This is a genomic window from Streptomyces sp. KR55 (assembly GCF_052245645.1).
Taxonomy (GTDB): Bacteria; Actinomycetota; Actinomycetes; order Streptomycetales; family Streptomycetaceae; genus Streptomyces; species Streptomyces flavusporus.
In genome coordinates this window covers 1-14,676 of record NZ_JBQQCE010000231.1, presented here as the reverse complement: position 1 = coordinate 14,676, position 14,676 = coordinate 1, and the positions used below count along the sequence as shown (strand labels likewise).

The following is a 14,676-nucleotide window of genomic DNA, read 5'->3' as shown; positions in this document are numbered from 1 at the left end:
GCGGCGTGGTCGCACGATCGAGGGGCGATCTCCGTGAGACCGCCCCCGCACGATCGAAGTCCCGCTACACTCCCGCCACCCGGCGAAAAGACCAGGTCAGACAGCGAAATCCTGCTGGAGTACTAGTCCTGCTGACCGGCTACCAGACCCCCGCAGTCCTCCGGCGTCTCGGCACTGCGCGGCTCGCCCGATGGCTGAGTGCCCGCGGAGTCCGCAGCCCGGATGAGCTTGCGAGGAAGGCGGTGGAGGCCGCAGAGCGACAGCACACAGCCGTTCCCGGCGAGGCTGTGATTGCCCAGCTCGTCCGGACGCTCGCAGAGGAGGTTCAGGTCCTGAACGCGAAGGTCGCCGAGGTCGACCGGCTCATCGAGGCCAGGTTCCGGACGCACGAGCTGGCGGAGGTCGTGGCCAGCATGCCCGGCATGGGCCCGCTGCTGGGTGCCGAGTTCCTCGCCGCGATCGGCCACGATCTCGCGGACTTCTCCGGTCCGGACGCGCTTGCGGCGTTCGCCGGCCTGGCTCCGGCACCGCACGATTCAGGGAAGCGGAACGGCAACGTGCACCGCCCCCGCCACTACCACCGAGGTCTCCAGCGCATCTTCTACATGTCTGCCCTGACGAGCGTCCGCTACGACCTCAATTCCCGGACGTTTTACGACCGCAAGCGCTCTGAGGGGAAACGCCACACCCAGGCCGTGATCGCCCTCGCCCGCCGCAGGGTCAACGTCCTGTGGGCCCTGATCCGGGACCGACGCCTCTACCAAGTCGCCCCGCCCCAGCCCACTGGCTAGTCCGGGCGATCGTCCGATCGCCACAACCAGCGCAGGGCATCGGGAAACAGCACACCACCGTGATTGGGGCTATGGCCGCCATCGCCCAGGACGAGGCGGAAGTCGTAGCCGGCTTCTGCCAGAGCGGCCGCGACGCGCAAGTTGTTGGCGAGCCAATTCCACTCGGGCTCGTTCCACTGCAGGTCACGATGGCCCGCCTGCATGAAAATGCGCAGCGGTTTGCGGGGGACGCTGGGAATGAGATCGGGGTAGGGGTTGCCGTCTGACATCTGCGTGAAGCTGGACAGGCACGCGATGACTCGGCGGAACCTGTCCGGGCGCAGCCACGCTGCGGTGAAGGCGCAGTTGCCGCCGCTGCTGCCACCGCAGATGCCCCACCGGTCGGGGTCCTCGGCGATCGAGTACCGCTTCGTGACCTGAGGGATGATCTCGGTCAGGAGAAAGCTGACGTACCGGTCGTCGAATGCGTCGTACTCGGTGTTGCGGTTTTTCGGATCCTCGGCGTCGGGGAAGACACCGGGGTCGACGAATACGCCGATGGTGACCGGGATGTCACCGCGGTGGATGAGGTTGTCCAGGACGATCGCGCCGCGGACCTCCCCCTCGGGATTCAGGTACCACCATCCGTCCTGGAACACCATCAACGACGCCGGCTCCGAAGGGTCGCACTGCGCGGGCACATGAACCCAGAATTTCCGTGACGTGCCCGGGTAGATCGCGCTGTCGTCCCAGGCGAACTCGATGGTCTCACCGGCGGGCACCCCCGGCTGTACAGCCGAGTCGGGGCCGTGGGCGTAGCGAACGTCCGACTGGTCAACCGGAAGCGGCTGGTATGGCACCTCGATGGTCACGCGGGCCAACCTACGAGAGATCGTGCGACTGTCTCAAAGCGTTTAGGACGCCTGCCGAGCTCCACGGCTCAGAGCATGTGCAGTTCATGGTCTTGTTCGACCGATGACGGCTCTACCCCTCAGCAGGACCCACACATGGCTTGACTTCTCTATTGGGAAGCCATCGGGGTCCGAACTGCTGCATGGCCGAGTCTGATTCGGGAGACCGACGTGCTTCGGCCCCCGTGCTGCTGTGCAGCGCGGGGGCCGAAGGGGTGCCGTCCTCGCTCCGACTCAGGTCACTGGATTCCGGTGGCTCTGGTCACCATGCGTTGATGACCGGCGCGTCGGGTTCGTGCTGCCGCCAGGCCTCGTTGAGGCGCGCGAGCCGGTCCGCGGCGGCGATGCCGCGCAGGGACGCGACCTTGCCGTCGCTGACTTCGAACGCCACGGCGCCCACGACCCGGTCGTCGACCACGGCGAGGACGGCCGGGGAGCCGTTGACCAGCGCGATGTGGAACGCGGGCGTGCCGCCGGCCAGCCGCCGCTTCGCCGGAGTGGGCTTGAAGCCGGCCCGCACGTAGGAGGCGATGCGCTCGCGCGTCTTGTACCGCAGCAGCTGCCTGGCCAGTCCGGCGCCGTCCGAGACCGCGGTCGCGTCGGCGGTGAGCAGCGCCACCAGCCGTTCGGTGCGCCCTGACGTGGCGGCGGCGAGGAACTCCTCGACGATCCGGCGCGCGGACGCCGGGTCCACCTCGTCGCCGCTGCGGCGCTCGGCGGCGACCCGGCGTCGGGCCCGGTGGACATGTTGCTGGCTCGCGGACTCGGTGATGTCGAGGATCCCGGCGATCTCGGCGTGGGGGTAGGAGAAGGCCTCGCGCAGGACGTAAGCGGCCCGCTCGACCGGGGAGAGGCGCTCCATGAGGGTCAGTACGGCCAAGGACACCGATTCGCGCTGCTCGAAGGTATCGGCAGGGCCGAGCATCGGGTCGCCCTCGAGGAGTGGCTCGGGCAGCCAGTCTCCGACAGCCCGCTCATGGCGCGCCTGCGCCGAGCGGAGCCGGTCGAGGCAGAGATTGGTGACGACCTTGGTCAGCCACGCCTCCGGCACCTCGATACGTTCCCGGTCCGCGGCCTGCCAGCGCAGGAACGCGTCCTGCACGGCGTCCTCGGCGTCGGCGGCCGAGCCGAGCAGACGGTACGCGAGCGAGGCCAGCCGGCCCCGGCTGGCCTCGAACCGATCGATGGCTGCGCTGTCCATGCGGAACAACCTATGCGGCGACCCTCACACCGACCCGGTCAGGCGTGGTGGCCAGGCGGCGCTTGCGCTTGGGCATGCCGAAGGTCGGGTGGGCGATGCCCCACCCGGCCCCCTTGAGCACGCCCGACTTGAGCCGCGCGGCGGTCCGGCCGCCCAGGTACCAGGACTTCGACCGGACGTCCCCGTCCACCATCTGGAAGACCGCGTCCCGCCGCCCGAGGCTGATGTGGTTGCCGTGGTACTTCAGCCCAATGGTCGGTACCTCGCTGCCCGTCAGGCGCGCGATGATCGCGGCGGTCGCCTGCATGTTGGTGGAGCCGGCCGAGGCGCAGGACATCGGCAGCGGCCGGCCGTTCTCGCCGATCGCGTAGGCGCAGTCACCGGCGGCGTAGACGTCCGGGTGCGAGACCGAGCGCATGGTGCGGTCGACGACGATCTGGCCGGTCTCGGCGACCTCCAGGCCGCTGGCGGCCGCGATGGGGTGCACGGCGAACCCGGCCGACCACACGGTCACGTCGGCCGGGATGGACGTACCGTCGGCGGCGATCGCCCGTGTCGGCTCGACGGCTTCGACGCCGGTGTGCTCGTGGACGGTGATGCCGAGCCGGTCGAAGGCCTGGCGCAGGTGACGGCGGGCCTTCGGGGAGAGCCAGGCACCCAGCTCGCCGCGGGCGGCGAGCGCGACCGAGAGATCGGGCCGGGACTCGGCGAACTCGGTGGCGGTCTCGATGCCGGTCAGCCCCTCACCGACGACCAGCACGGTGCCGCCCTCGCCCAGGCCGGCCAGGCGCTCGCGCAGACGCAGCGCCGAGGACAGGCCGGTCACATCGAAGGCGTACTCGGCCACGCCGGGCACGCCATGGTGGGCTACGGAGCTGCCGAGCGCGTAGAGAAGCGTGTCGTACGCGAGCTCGCCGTCGCCGTCCTCGCCGGTCACGGCGACAGTTCTGCGCTCGGGGTCGACGCCGGTGACGCGCGCCAGGTGCAGCCGCACCCCGGTGCCCGCGAATACGTCGGCGAGCTTGCGGAACGCGAGGTCCTGGCCGATCGCGAGCTGGTGGAGCCGCATCCGCTCAACGAAGTCGGGCACGGCGTTGACGACGGTGATCTCGGTGTCGGCGGGGGAGAGCCGGCGGGCCAGGTTTCCGGCGGCGAAGGCCCCGGCGTATCCGGCGCCGAGTACGACGATGCGGTGCTTCATGGCGTTGCTCCTGTCTCGTTCGCGTGCCCCTTGAACGAGACGGCGCCCCGATTGCTGACAGGAGCCGGGTGTGACGCGGGTCACCGAACTAAGACGAGCGGCTGAGCCTCCGGCAGGCGCTCGAGCCGCGTTCGAACACTTGCGCTATTACCGAGGTGTGGTGGATACCTGAAGAGGTGCAGGCCGGCCACGACGACCCGAAGACAGCGCCCACGCGTGGCTCGACGCCGTGCGATTCGAGGACGTGATGATCCCCTACTCGACGTGGTACGGGGACTGGTCGGACTACTGGGGCGAGTGCACCTGGCAGCCCCTGCACGGTAGCAACCACCGGGCGCTCGGGGACTGCCGGGCGACCGTGGCCGTGCTCCGAAAGATGGCGGAAGGCCGTGGGGTCGCGTTTTCCGAAGGGAGCTCGAAGCCGAACCGACGGGTGGTGTAGCCGTAACCGTACCCGGGCGGACCTGAGTTTGCCCGGGTGCACCGAACTTGAGGTGTCAAAGCGACGAGAAATGGCCTGCGGGGCCCGGGAACCCCCGGGCCCCGCAGGCCGGGCACTGACGTCGGCGGGCCAGTGCACGGACGCCGAGGTCGTAGGCCATGGAGCCCAGGGCGAGAACCACCAGGGGCCACGCCAGGGGAGAGTCGGTCGGGAGCGCGCCGTTCGCGAGCGCGGCCTCCGCCGATCCGGTGCCCAGCAGAGCCGTTGCGGCGGGGCCGCCGGGCATTCTCAGACAGATGGGTCGCTGGGTTTGGGCGAGGCGGTTCACCGGACACCGTCCCGGGGCGCGGCAGCGGCACGGGTGCGGGTGGTGTACCGGGTACCCAGACGCTTCAGCTTGCGCCGCACCCGCTCGCCGAAGGCCTCCGGATCCGCCGCGCCGGCGTACGGGGCGGCCTCGGTCCAGGTGGCGATGGCCGGGTGAGCCCAGGCCATCGCCACGCGCCGTTCGGCCAGTGAGAGTTGGGCCACGATGGCGTTGATGCGCTCGTCGTCGAAGGCGGATTCGAAGACCAGGTCATCCATCCGCAGGTCGCCGACGACCAGATCGAGAAGGGTGAGGTTCTCCCCGAGAGGGGTCTCCAGCAGCGCGACGCGGGTGCCGCGGACCCGTCGGCGCCACAGCGGGACCAGCTGCTGATGGACAGTATGAGCTTCGGTCTTTATCCGGCTGTAGGCGGTCTTGTCGAGGCATTCGCCGGCGATCAGGGGATCGATCCAGTCACCGAGCAGCGCGGTGGTGACCGCTCGGTCCCACTGCGGCCCGCTCGGCAGGACCAGCTCCCGGCGGGAGAAGTGCTGTGCGCCGCTGCACCTGCAGCCGGTGCCTTTGGCCCAGTCCTGGGCCTGCAGAGCCCAGTAGACAGTGGACGCCAGGACAGTGTCCCGGCATTCGTTGCGGAACCTGTCGCTTCCCATGACGGAACAACCGTGGGTGAGGCCATCGTTGGCATAACGCTCGGGCTCCAGGCGGGCGCTGCCGTCGGCGGCGATGACCAACACGCCCTGCAGACTGTCGGGCTGGCTAGGGGGCACGGGTGCGGGCTCGGTCCGATCGTTGGGCAACGTCCGGAAGGTGGGTTCGTAGGTGCGGGTCACAGGGCTGCTCTTCAAGCTCGTAGTGTGCGCCTTCCCTTCTCGGCCTCGGCAGGAGCATCAACCGGCAAAGAATCTTGAGAACCCGGGTTCGGGCCTACCGGTGGAGACCCCGACCTGGCGGGTCCGGGAAACTCTCCCTCCAGGATCCGCTGGCGGGCTCACGTTGCGGAGGTTGTACTCGACGAGGCCGGCCTGGTCGACGGTGGAGGTGTAGCGCAGGGCCGCGCCGACGGTCAGGCCGAACAGGTCGCAGATGCGGCGGGATCGCCGCCGGTGGCCTCGGCCTCGTGAAGGAGGCGGTCCTCGCGGAGCCGGCGGGCGGGCATGCCGAGTCCGTCGTTGATCCAGACGTGGCTGACGGGTTCCACGCCGCAGGCCGTGGTCTGGGAGAGGAACAGGTGAGGGTTGGCGGTGCGGGGCCACCGGCTGTTGCGGTAGTCCAGGTAGGCCGCGATCCGGTCGCGCACCGGGTCTGCGAGCAGGACCGTGCGGTTGGGCAGGAAGAGCCTGCCGTCGCGCAGGTCCGTGGTGAGCACGGTGCGCAGTTCTCCGAAGGTGAGCGCGTGGAAGATGACCAGCGCTGACAGGGCCGCCTTCGGAGCCGCCTGGTCCTGGAGGACCTGGCGGAGGTCGGTGACCTCGACCGGCAGAGGGATGGTGGCGGTCGGCATACCGCAGAAGATCCGGGTGGTGGGATCGGTGAAGACGATCCGCCGTCGCTCGCCACACCGCCGAGGCCGTGGTCATCGGGGTGACCGGAACGACGCCGGCGGCACAGGCCCTCGTGCTGGGCCGGCCAACGGGCGGCCGGATGCGGGCGGTTGGCGTGAGTCTGCCGCTCGCTCAGCAGGTCCGTCTGGCCGTGGCGCCGCTCTTGCACGCGGCCGGCGAGGAGATGCGCGAGCTGCCGGCCACGGTGGGCGGGCTGCCCGGCGCGGATCCGGTGCGCTTCTGGCCGGTCAAGCCGGAGGTCGTGGTGGAGATCGAGGTGGACCAGCCGCGGTTGGAGTTCGGCCCGCTATCGCCACCGTCCGCGTGTTCGACGGGTGCGCGGTGACCTCTCGCCCGATCTGGTCGACGACGGCCAGTGAGCGGAAGGCGGGAGAGGGCCTCCCGAATGGGTATTCGCCGAGGTATTCGTGAAGGCATACTGAGGGCATGGCTGACACGACTGTCAAGATCGATACAGAGACGCGCGACCGCTTCGCGGCCCTCGCCAGCGCCCGCGGCATGAGCGTCCGCGCCTACCTGGCGGAGCTGGCTATCGAGGAGGAGAACCAGGCCAAGCTGGGCGCGGCGACAGACGCCTTCCGCGCTGCCATCCGGCGACCGGGCTTCGCCGAGGCTTTCGACCGTGACTTCGGCGGGCTTCCCGCGTCGGCCCCCCGCCGGGTGGCCTGACCTTGGAACTGCACGTTGATATCCGCTGGCTCCTCGATCGCCAGGAAGAACTGCTCGGCAAGGACCTCACGGTGCAGGACTACTCCGCCCTGGTCGCCGCTGTTGCCCGGCACCGGGTGAACACCCCACACCTGGAAGAGAGTTCGCCAGACGCCTACTGGCGGGCGGCGGCACTCATGGAACAGATCGTGCTGCTGCGACCGCTGCCGGCGCGCAACGAGTTCTACGCCTACGGCGTCGCCGTGGCCTACATCGTGGCGTCCGGGGAGACCGTGGACGCCCCATACGAGCAGTGGCGGGACCTGATCACCGACATCCGTGCGCTGCGCCTCACCGTCTACGACATCGCCGACCGCCTGCGCTCCTGGCGAAGTAACGGGTGAGAGCCTGCGCGAGAACCTCCCAGTCGTCACTCAGCGCAAAAACCCGCAGCTCCGAAACCATGCGGACCCACACCCCCACGGAGACGGCGTGCTTCAGGGACTGCTCGACCCCGACTCTGAGTTCGTCGTGGCCGGCATCATCGGCGGCCTCGGTGTTCTCCTGGCGATGGACGGCTTCAGAAAGGAGGTAAACGGCCAGGCCATGCTAGGCGTCATCGTCGCGGCTCTGAGCATCTCCATCATCCCCGGTCTGTGGCCGTGACCTCTGATCGGCAGCGCTCGGAAGGGACAGCGACCACCATGCCGTCCTGACCAGCAGACATGCGAGGGCCCGGCCTGTACCGCACAGGCCGGGCCCTACTTATGCCAGGGAGCGGGAGCCGAATCAGGCGCTGACCTTCTCCTCCGTACGCTCCAGCACCCATTCCGGGGCCGACGCCAAGGAGCACAGGACGTCCAGCGCGGCGCACGTGTCGCCAAGGGCACGGTGCCCGCCGTCCAGCGGCAGGAAGTCGCGCATGCCCTCCCAGTCGGAGCGCTTGCGCATGATGCACCCCCACCGATCCCTCTCCCGTAGGTGCTGCGGATCCGCCTCCACCCGAAGGCAGTCGTTCATGATGACCGTCTTGTCATACTCCGCGTTGTAGGTGAGGATCTTCCGCCCGGCGGTGACGCGCAGCACCTCCGGCAGCACCTGGTCCCAGGTTGGTGCGTCCGCGACCATCGCGTCAGTGATCTTGTGAAGGTCGAAACTGTCCTCGGTCACCGGGATTTGCGGGTTGACCAGACTCTCCAGGAGGACCTCGCCGGTGGCCGCGTCGACCACGGCGATCTCCATGACCCGTCCCCACAGGGCGTGTGTCTCGGTGTCCAGCACGCAGGCCACGCCTGGTTGCAACATCTGCCGCGCCCAGTGGATGGCCCTGCCCTGTTTGCTCAGCAGCTGGATGCCGTCCGCGAAGCGGGAGGCGACCGGATTGCCGGCGAGCAGCGCGGCGACGTCGTCCCGCGAGGGGGTGCCGTCCAGGCCCGGCTCCCAGTCGATCAGCCAGCGGTTGTCGAGGTTCGCGAAGCGCGTCCAGACCGGCAGGTCGAAGGTCTCGCGTAGCTCGTCGACGAAGGCGCGGACGATGGTGGCCGCTGCGGTGCCGGCTGGGCGAAGGCCCGCAGCGGAGAGGGTCGGCCGGGCTTGGTCGCCCGGACCGCCTCCCAGTCCACCCCGGGGATGTCCTTGAGCGCGTCCAGGTCGCCAACCCGGTACATCGGCACCTCGACGACCTTCCGGTGGCCGCGGTCGCCCGACCACACCGTGCGCCGCACGTGGCTGACCGGTGCCGGCCATCCGGCCTCGATGCAGTACTCCAGGTGCCGGCGCCGGATATCCAGGTGCTGCGCCGCCAGCTCCGGGCCGAGCATCCGCGCACAGGATGTCCGCCCCCAGGTCCTCGTTGCCGGCGAGCCGCTCGACGTCCTCAAGCGCCCACCGTCCGAAGCGGCCGGGCGCGATGCCTTGCTCCTGGGCGGCCTTCTCGAACTCGGCGACCTCCCAGCCGCACCGGCGAGCCGCCTCGTCCGTACGGGCCGAGGCCTGAAGCCACGCGACCCGCTCGGTCACGATCTGCTCCAGCGCCGCGCACATCTCCGAGGTGAGCTGCTCGATGTCGCACGCCCAGACCTCGAGCTTCTTGCCGGCGAGATGCGGCGCCTGCGCCAGCAGTTGCGCCCCGTGGCTCGCGCCGTAGCCGGGGTGCGTGCCGAGCACCTCGATGATCTGGTCGCGGCGTGCCTTGACGTCGTCGGCCTGCTCGTTCGACCACCGGCCCGAGTCCAGGGCCGGAGCCGGGATGAGTCCCGTGAGCTGTCCCCGTTCGACGTGCCACCGGGCCAGGCCCGTGTGATTGGCCAGCTGGACCGGGCCGAATCCCTTGCGTCCCATCGCTAGTCCCTTCTCCTGGTCGCTCCGCCATCACAGAACAGAACATGACAGAACATCTGAAAACTTGTCAAGAAGTTTTGAACATAGGTGAATTGGGGCAATGCGCTTATAACTGTGCACGCGTACGCGAGGGAAAATCACCCGGCCGGAGCCGCCTCCCGGCCCCGACGACGACTCCCCTGCCGATGGGCGGGGCTCCCTAGTCGCACGAGGAGGCGCGGCGGGTGTCCTGCATGCGGGTGACACTCACCCGCCACGCTCGTGACCTGGGGCCTCACGCGCTACGATATTCGAACAAATATTCGAGAATGGATGGGTGGGGCACCACGCAACGCGTCGAAGGGGGAGGGAGATGGGAGGCGCACCATGGGCGGGTTTACCCACCTCAACACCGCCTCCGGGTCCTCGACCCGCTACGGCGCATCTCACCCCGAGCACCTCATCCAGCGCGCCGCCGAACGCGGTACGACCGCGCTGGCCCTGACCGACCGCGACACCGTCACCGGCGCCGTACGGTTCGCGCAGGCCGCACTCGAGCATGGCATCCGGCCGATCTTCGGCATCAACCTGGCCGTCGCCCCGCTCGCCCCCGCACAGCGCCGCCGCGCCCCGGTCCGTGGCGGCGCCCACGTGGCCGAGCCGCCCGTCCGTGTCGTCCTGCTCGCCCAGTCCTGCACCGGCTGGGCACGGCTGTGCCGGTTGACCTCCGCCGCCCACGCCCACGGCGACGGCCCGCCCCTTCTGGCCTGGGACGACCTGCGCCGGCACGCGGGGGAGGGGCTGACCGTACTGCTCGGACCCGCCTCCGAACCGGTCCGCGCCCTGTCCGCCGGCCGACCCGACCTCGCGGAACACCTCCTGGCCCCTGGCGGCAGCTGCCCGGCATCCGGCTACGCCTGGAAGCCTGCTTCCACTACCTCACCGGCACCGGGCCCGGATCCCTGCGCCTGGCCGCCCGCATCCTCACCCTCGCCGACCAGTTGGGCATCCCCGCCGTGCTGACCAACGCCGTCCGAGACCAGCACTGCCTCGCCGACGTCCTGGACGCCGCCCGCCTGCTGCGCCCCATCGACCGACGCCACCTCGACGCCGGCGAGCGCTGGCTGAAGGACGCGGCCGTCATGCGGGAGATCGCCCGCCGTATCGCCGCGGCCGCCGGCCACGGCGACGACCGCGCGGCCCGACTTCTGGCCGACACCGCTGCCACGGCCGACGCCTGCACCGTCGACCCCGAACACGCAGCGAGGCTGCTGCGCGAGCGCGCCGAGGTCGGCCTCATCCGCCGCGGCCTCGACCGCGACCCCCGTGCCCGCCAACGACTGGACGAAGAGCTCGCGGTCATTCGCACGCTCAAGTACGACACGTACTTCCTCACCGTCGCCCAGGTCGTCGCCGACGTCCTGTAGGTTCGCATTTCCCGCGTCCTTTTCTCATTGACGGTGGCCCTTGTCTGGCCCAAAGGACAGCGTGGTGAGACGCATGCGCGTGTCTGATCTGTCACTCGTCGTAGTGCGGTTCCCGTTCTCGATCTATGCAGCGGCCCGATCTGGCTTGATCGTTGAGCTGTCGTAGCTGGTCGAGTTCGGGAGCGCTACTCCCGTTTCTTGCTGCTCGGGGGTGGGGTATGTCGCGTGTGGTCGGCGAGGTCTCGATGAGTCTGCGCCGTACGGACGGGTAGATCGACAAGGACCTGGAATGGTCGGCCTCAGGCGTTGATGTCTTCGGACCCTCATTGCCGTGGCGTACGTTCCGCTGGCGGGACGGGCAGATGCACTATTCGGGTACGTGTTGGTCGTCCACCATCCGTGACCACGTCGTCTACGAGTCGCGGCTTGAGCTGACGCGACTGCTCTACGCCGACTTCGATAAGGACGTGACAGCGGTCTTCGCCCAGCCGTTCCTCCTGTCGACCACTGTGGACGGTCGTCGGCGGCGCCACGTCCCCGACTTCCTCGTCCTGCGCGAGAAGGGCGTGCCGCTGGCCGACCGGCACGGTCTGACCCCGTTGTTCTGGGGCCACGTGTGCCCGTACCGCGAGGTGCGCCTGGACATGCGCTCCCGTCTGCACATTGACGGCGTCGACGGCGACGGGATGTCCTGACACCCGCCGCGGCGTCGGGGTACGCGTGTCTGCGCGGACATCCTCCTGGATCTCGGGTTTCTCCGACGGGCAGCGGAGGGGGTACCTCCCACGCCCTAAAGGCGGCGCCGTGGCACGAGCCCGTCGAGGCCGAGGCCACCGCGCCGATGTGACGCCGCCCGCGCCGCTCCCGCCTGCTCGTGGCCTGGGGGATTTCCCCCAGAGGTCTCGGAGGACAACCTCGTTCCGGCGTCCGTCTCCCGTTCCTAACGTGGAACACGTCCATCCGACGCGTCGACCGGCGCACGAACAGGGACGGGTAGTCGTGATGATCGAGGCCAGGGGTCTCACCAAACGGTACGGCGGGACAGTCGCCGTCGAGGATCTGAGTTTCGGGGTGCGTCCCGGGAGTGTGACGGGATTCCTCGGCCCGAACGGTTCCGGCAAGTCCACCACGATGCGCATGATCATGGGGCTCGACCGGCTGGACGCCGGTCACGTCACCATCGGCGGCCGCCCCTACAGCGGGCTGAGCTGGCCGCTGCGCGAGGTCGGCGCTCTCCTCGAGGCCCGCACCTTCCACCCCGGCCGCAGCGCCCGCAGCCACCTCGCGGCGCTCGCCGCGGGCGGCGGCATCGTCGACCCGGCGCGGGTCGATGCGGTCCTGGAGGCCGTCGGCCTGGCCTCGGTCGCGGGCAAGCGGGCGGGCACGTTCTCGCTGGGCATGGCGCAGCGGCTGGGCATCGCGGCGGCGCTGCTCGGCGACCCGCCGGTGCTGCTGTTCGATGAGCCGGTCAACGGGCTCGACCCGGAAGGGGTGCGCTGGATCCGGGAGCTGATGCGGTCGCTGGCCGCCGAGGGCCGCACGGTCCTGCTGTCGAGCCACCTCATCAGCGAGATGGCGCTCACCGCCGACCACCTCGTCGTGATCGGCTCGGGCCGACTCCTCGCCGACACGTCCGTCGCCGAACTCACCGCCTCGGGACGGTCGTTGGAGGAGGCGTTCTTCGCGCTGACCGAGGGCAGCGACACGTACAGCGCCGAGAGGAGCCGGCGATGACCACGACGACGTACGCCCCCGCACGCAGCGGGCACTACGGCCTGCGGCACGCCGCCCGCATGGAGTGGATCAAGCTGCGCAGCCTGCGCTCCACGACATACGCGCTGCTCCTCACAGTCGTCGGCATGATCGCCATGGGTGTCGTGACGATGGCCAACACCAAGGCGCCGCGCGGCGCGGAGAAGATCGCGTCCTTCGACCCGACCAACAACGTCCTGGCCGGGGTGGCGCTCGGCCAGCTGATCATCGGGGCGCTCGGCGTGCTGGTGATCACCGGTGAGTACTCGTCGGGCACCATCCGCTCGACGCTCGCCGCGGTACCCAACCGGCGTCTTGCGCTCACCGCAAAGGCGGCGGTGTTCGGCGGGCTCGCGCTGGTCCTCGGCGAGGTGGTCACGTTCGTGACGTTCCTCGCGGGCCGCGCTGCGCTCGCGGCTGACGTGCCGCACCCCTCGCTCGGCGACCCGGACGTGCTGCGTGCGGTGCTGCTGTCCGGTACGTACCTTGCTCTCGTGGGTCTCGTGGGCATCGGCATCGGCGCGATCACCCGGCACACGGCGAGCGCGATCGGCACGCTGGTCGGCTTCCTGTTCGTGCTGCCCTTGCTGCTGGCCGGGTTCACCGGTACGACGATCGCCAAGTTCTTCCCCACGATTATCGCGGGCAACTCGCTCTCGGTGAGCGTGCCCGTCGACGACGTGCTCTCCCCGTGGGTGGGGTTCGCGGTCCTGTGCCTGTACACGGCGGCGCTGCTCGCGGTGGGCGGAAGGCTGTTGGTGCGGCGCGATGCGTGAACTGCGCGCCGTCCGCACCGTGCTGACGGCGCCCCTGACGCGGCGGACGTGGGCGCAGGCGGCGTACTGCCTGCTGTCCTTCGTCCCCGCGGTGGTGGGTTTCGTCCTCATCGTCGTGGTCGTTGTGGCGCTCGGCTCCGCGTTCACGCTGACGGTGCTCGGTGCGGTGCCCGGCATCCTGTTCCTGGTGGCGGGGCTCGCCCTCGCTCGGGGCCTGGGCGCGCTGCAGCGGCGGCTCGCCCGGGGGCTGATCGGCGAGCGGGTCGAGGAGCCGCCCCGGCCAGACGCCCGGCGCGGGCTCGTCGCGGGCGTGGAGGCGCGGCTGCGGGACGCGAGCGCGTGGCGGGCGGTGGCGTACGTCCTGGTGAAGCTGCCGCTGGCGACGCTCGGCCTGTACGCGGTGCTGTGGTGGGTGATCGGCGCGATCAACGTCATCGCGCCGCTGCGGTGGGCGGCCGGGCAGCACGACCTCAAACTGGTGTCGCCGCTGCCCGGCGGCGGGCCGCGCCTGCACTCGCTCGGTGCCACGTTCGCGGCGACCGCGCTGGGGTGCGCGATCCTGCTGATCACGCCGTGGTTGACCCGGGCCGTCGTCGCCGTGGACCGCCGTCTGCTGCACGCGCTGCTCGGCCCCGGCGTGCTCGCCGAGCGGGTGCGGGACCTGGAGGAGACCCGCGCCCTCGCCGTCGACGACGCAGCCGAGCAGCTACGCCGGCTCGAGCGGGACCTGCACGACGGCGCACAAGTCCGGCTCGCGGCGCTGGCGATGAGCCTCGACATGGTGCGCGAGCAGCTCGACGACCGGGACCGGCCCGAGCTGCACCGCCTGGTCGAGACAGCCCGCGACAACGCCACGGAGACCCTCACCGAGCTGCGCGACCTCTCCCGCGGCCTGCATCCGCCGGCCCTCGACGGCGGCCTGGCCGACGCGCTGACCACGCTCGCCGCGCGGGCCGCGCTGCCGGTCGACGTGTCGGTGGACGCGCCCAACCGGCCGACCCCGGCCATCGAGAGCCTCGCCTACTACTGCGCGGCGGAACTGCTCGCCAACGTCATCAAGCACAGCGGGGCCCGCCACTGCGGCATCGAACTGTCCACCGGCGACGGCACGTTGAGGATGCGCGTGAGGGACGACGGCCGCGGCGGCGCGCACATCGCCGAGGGCGGCGGCCTGGCCGGGCTCGTGCAGCGGGCCCGCACGGTCGACGGCGACCTGACCCTCCACAGCCCCGACGGGGGGCCGACGACGGTGACGGTGAGGCTGCCGCTCCATGCCTGAACATGCCGCAGGATCCGGACTCCGGCCCGGCGGGACGTGTGCGAGGCTGCACCCATGCGC

13 protein-coding genes and 3 pseudogenes are annotated in these 14,676 nt (G+C 70.2%); 10 read left to right on the top strand and 6 right to left on the bottom strand.

Translation table 11 applies throughout. The annotated features are described in order from the left end of the window. Positions 1 to 116 precede the first annotated feature (116 nt). Positions 117 to 791 (top strand): annotated as a pseudogene (locus ACTWQJ_RS29415) (transposase); the annotation flags it as partial. Here the strand turns inward: ACTWQJ_RS29415 and ACTWQJ_RS29410 are convergent. The 5 genes from ACTWQJ_RS29410 to ACTWQJ_RS29390 all read right to left on the bottom strand — a co-directional run bounded on the left by ACTWQJ_RS29410 (position 788) and on the right by ACTWQJ_RS29390 (position 6,354). Then, positions 788 to 1,642 carry an alpha/beta hydrolase gene (locus tag ACTWQJ_RS29410; protein WP_443309569.1) on the bottom strand — a complete coding sequence of 285 codons (855 nt, stop codon included), beginning with the start codon at positions 1,640 to 1,642 and terminating at the stop codon, positions 788 to 790. The pseudogene ACTWQJ_RS29415 and the gene ACTWQJ_RS29410 overlap by 4 nt on opposite strands. Positions 1,643 to 1,943: 301 nt before the next feature. Then, a complete protein-coding gene (locus ACTWQJ_RS29405; RefSeq protein ID WP_443309568.1) occupies positions 1,944 to 2,882 on the bottom strand; it encodes a sigma-70 family RNA polymerase sigma factor in 939 nt (312 codons plus the stop codon). 10 nt (positions 2,883 to 2,892) lie between these two features. Beyond that, positions 2,893 to 4,083 (bottom strand): NAD(P)/FAD-dependent oxidoreductase, encoded by a 1,191-nt coding sequence (locus ACTWQJ_RS29400; protein WP_443309567.1) that lies wholly within the window; start codon positions 4,081 to 4,083, stop codon positions 2,893 to 2,895. A 766-nt stretch (positions 4,084 to 4,849) separates the two neighbouring features. Beyond that, on the bottom strand, positions 4,850 to 5,698 hold the full coding sequence (locus ACTWQJ_RS29395; RefSeq protein ID WP_443309566.1) for a hypothetical protein: 849 nt from the start codon (positions 5,696 to 5,698) through the stop codon (positions 4,850 to 4,852). Between the two features lie 218 nt (positions 5,699 to 5,916). Further along, on the bottom strand, positions 5,917 to 6,354 hold the full coding sequence (locus ACTWQJ_RS29390) for a hypothetical protein (protein ID WP_443309565.1): 438 nt from the start codon (positions 6,352 to 6,354) through the stop codon (positions 5,917 to 5,919). A gap of 68 nt (positions 6,355 to 6,422) precedes the next feature. On the opposite strand from ACTWQJ_RS29390, the gene ACTWQJ_RS29385 reads away from it, so the two are divergent. The 4 genes from ACTWQJ_RS29385 to ACTWQJ_RS29370 all read left to right on the top strand — a co-directional run bounded on the left by ACTWQJ_RS29385 (position 6,423) and on the right by ACTWQJ_RS29370 (position 7,729). Continuing rightward, positions 6,423 to 6,740 (top strand): hypothetical protein, encoded by a 318-nt coding sequence (locus tag ACTWQJ_RS29385; protein ID WP_443309564.1) that lies wholly within the window; start codon positions 6,423 to 6,425, stop codon positions 6,738 to 6,740. Positions 6,741 to 6,841: 101 nt separating this feature from the next. After that, positions 6,842 to 7,084 carry an antitoxin MazE7 gene (locus tag ACTWQJ_RS29380; RefSeq protein WP_443309563.1) on the top strand — a complete coding sequence of 81 codons (243 nt, stop codon included), beginning with the start codon at positions 6,842 to 6,844 and terminating at the stop codon, positions 7,082 to 7,084. 2 nt (positions 7,085 to 7,086) lie between these two features. Continuing rightward, positions 7,087 to 7,467 carry a toxin Doc gene (locus tag ACTWQJ_RS29375; protein WP_443309562.1) on the top strand — a complete coding sequence of 127 codons (381 nt, stop codon included), beginning with the start codon at positions 7,087 to 7,089 and terminating at the stop codon, positions 7,465 to 7,467. Between the two features lie 88 nt (positions 7,468 to 7,555). Beyond that, entirely contained in the window at positions 7,556 to 7,729 is a 174-nt protein-coding gene (locus tag ACTWQJ_RS29370) for a hypothetical protein (protein WP_443309561.1), read from the top strand. A 123-nt stretch (positions 7,730 to 7,852) separates the two neighbouring features. On the opposite strand, the gene ACTWQJ_RS29365 is transcribed toward ACTWQJ_RS29370, so the two are convergent. Beyond that, on the bottom strand, positions 7,853 to 9,403 hold the full coding sequence (locus ACTWQJ_RS29365; protein ID WP_443309560.1) for a 3'-5' exonuclease: 1,551 nt from the start codon (positions 9,401 to 9,403) through the stop codon (positions 7,853 to 7,855). Positions 9,404 to 9,769: 366 nt separating this feature from the next. On the opposite strand from ACTWQJ_RS29365, the pseudogene ACTWQJ_RS29360 reads away from it, so the two are divergent. From ACTWQJ_RS29360 to ACTWQJ_RS29340, 5 genes and pseudogenes are all read left to right on the top strand, one after another. Next, positions 9,770 to 10,803 (top strand): annotated as a pseudogene (locus tag ACTWQJ_RS29360) (PHP domain-containing protein); the annotation flags it as partial. 332 nt (positions 10,804 to 11,135) lie between these two features. Further along, the gene (locus ACTWQJ_RS29355; protein ID WP_443309559.1) at positions 11,136 to 11,504 is read left to right on the top strand and encodes a TnsA-like heteromeric transposase endonuclease subunit; all 369 of its coding nucleotides are present in this window, start codon (positions 11,136 to 11,138) and stop codon (positions 11,502 to 11,504) included. A 307-nt stretch (positions 11,505 to 11,811) separates the two neighbouring features. Then, positions 11,812 to 12,537: pseudogene (locus tag ACTWQJ_RS29350) on the top strand (ABC transporter ATP-binding protein); the annotation flags it as partial. A 2-nt stretch (positions 12,538 to 12,539) separates the two neighbouring features. Further along, a complete protein-coding gene (locus tag ACTWQJ_RS29345) occupies positions 12,540 to 13,337 on the top strand; it encodes an ABC transporter permease (protein ID WP_443309558.1) in 798 nt (265 codons plus the stop codon). Further along, entirely contained in the window at positions 13,330 to 14,616 is a 1,287-nt protein-coding gene (locus tag ACTWQJ_RS29340) for a sensor histidine kinase (RefSeq protein WP_443309557.1), read from the top strand. The genes ACTWQJ_RS29345 and ACTWQJ_RS29340 overlap by 8 nt, the downstream gene beginning before the upstream one ends. The last annotated feature ends 60 nt before the right edge of the window (positions 14,617 to 14,676 follow it).

Bases quoted from the DNA above. Each gene is read 5' to 3' on its own strand.
- ACTWQJ_RS29405 (WP_443309568.1), bottom strand. From the start codon at position 2,882: ATGGACAGCGCAGCCATCGATCGGTTCGAGGCCAGCCGGGGCCGGCTG.
- ACTWQJ_RS29400 (WP_443309567.1), bottom strand. From the start codon at position 4,083: ATGAAGCACCGCATCGTCGTACTCGGCGCCGGATACGCCGGGGCCTTC.
- ACTWQJ_RS29390 (WP_443309565.1), bottom strand. From the start codon at position 6,354: ATGCCGACCGCCACCATCCCTCTGCCGGTCGAGGTCACCGACCTCCGC.
- ACTWQJ_RS29380 (WP_443309563.1), top strand. From the start codon at position 6,842: ATGGCTGACACGACTGTCAAGATCGATACAGAGACGCGCGACCGCTTC.
- ACTWQJ_RS29365 (WP_443309560.1), bottom strand. From the start codon at position 9,403: ATGGGACGCAAGGGATTCGGCCCGGTCCAGCTGGCCAATCACACGGGC.
- ACTWQJ_RS29345 (WP_443309558.1), top strand. From the start codon at position 12,540: ATGACCACGACGACGTACGCCCCCGCACGCAGCGGGCACTACGGCCTG.
- ACTWQJ_RS29340 (WP_443309557.1), top strand. From the start codon at position 13,330: ATGCGTGAACTGCGCGCCGTCCGCACCGTGCTGACGGCGCCCCTGACG.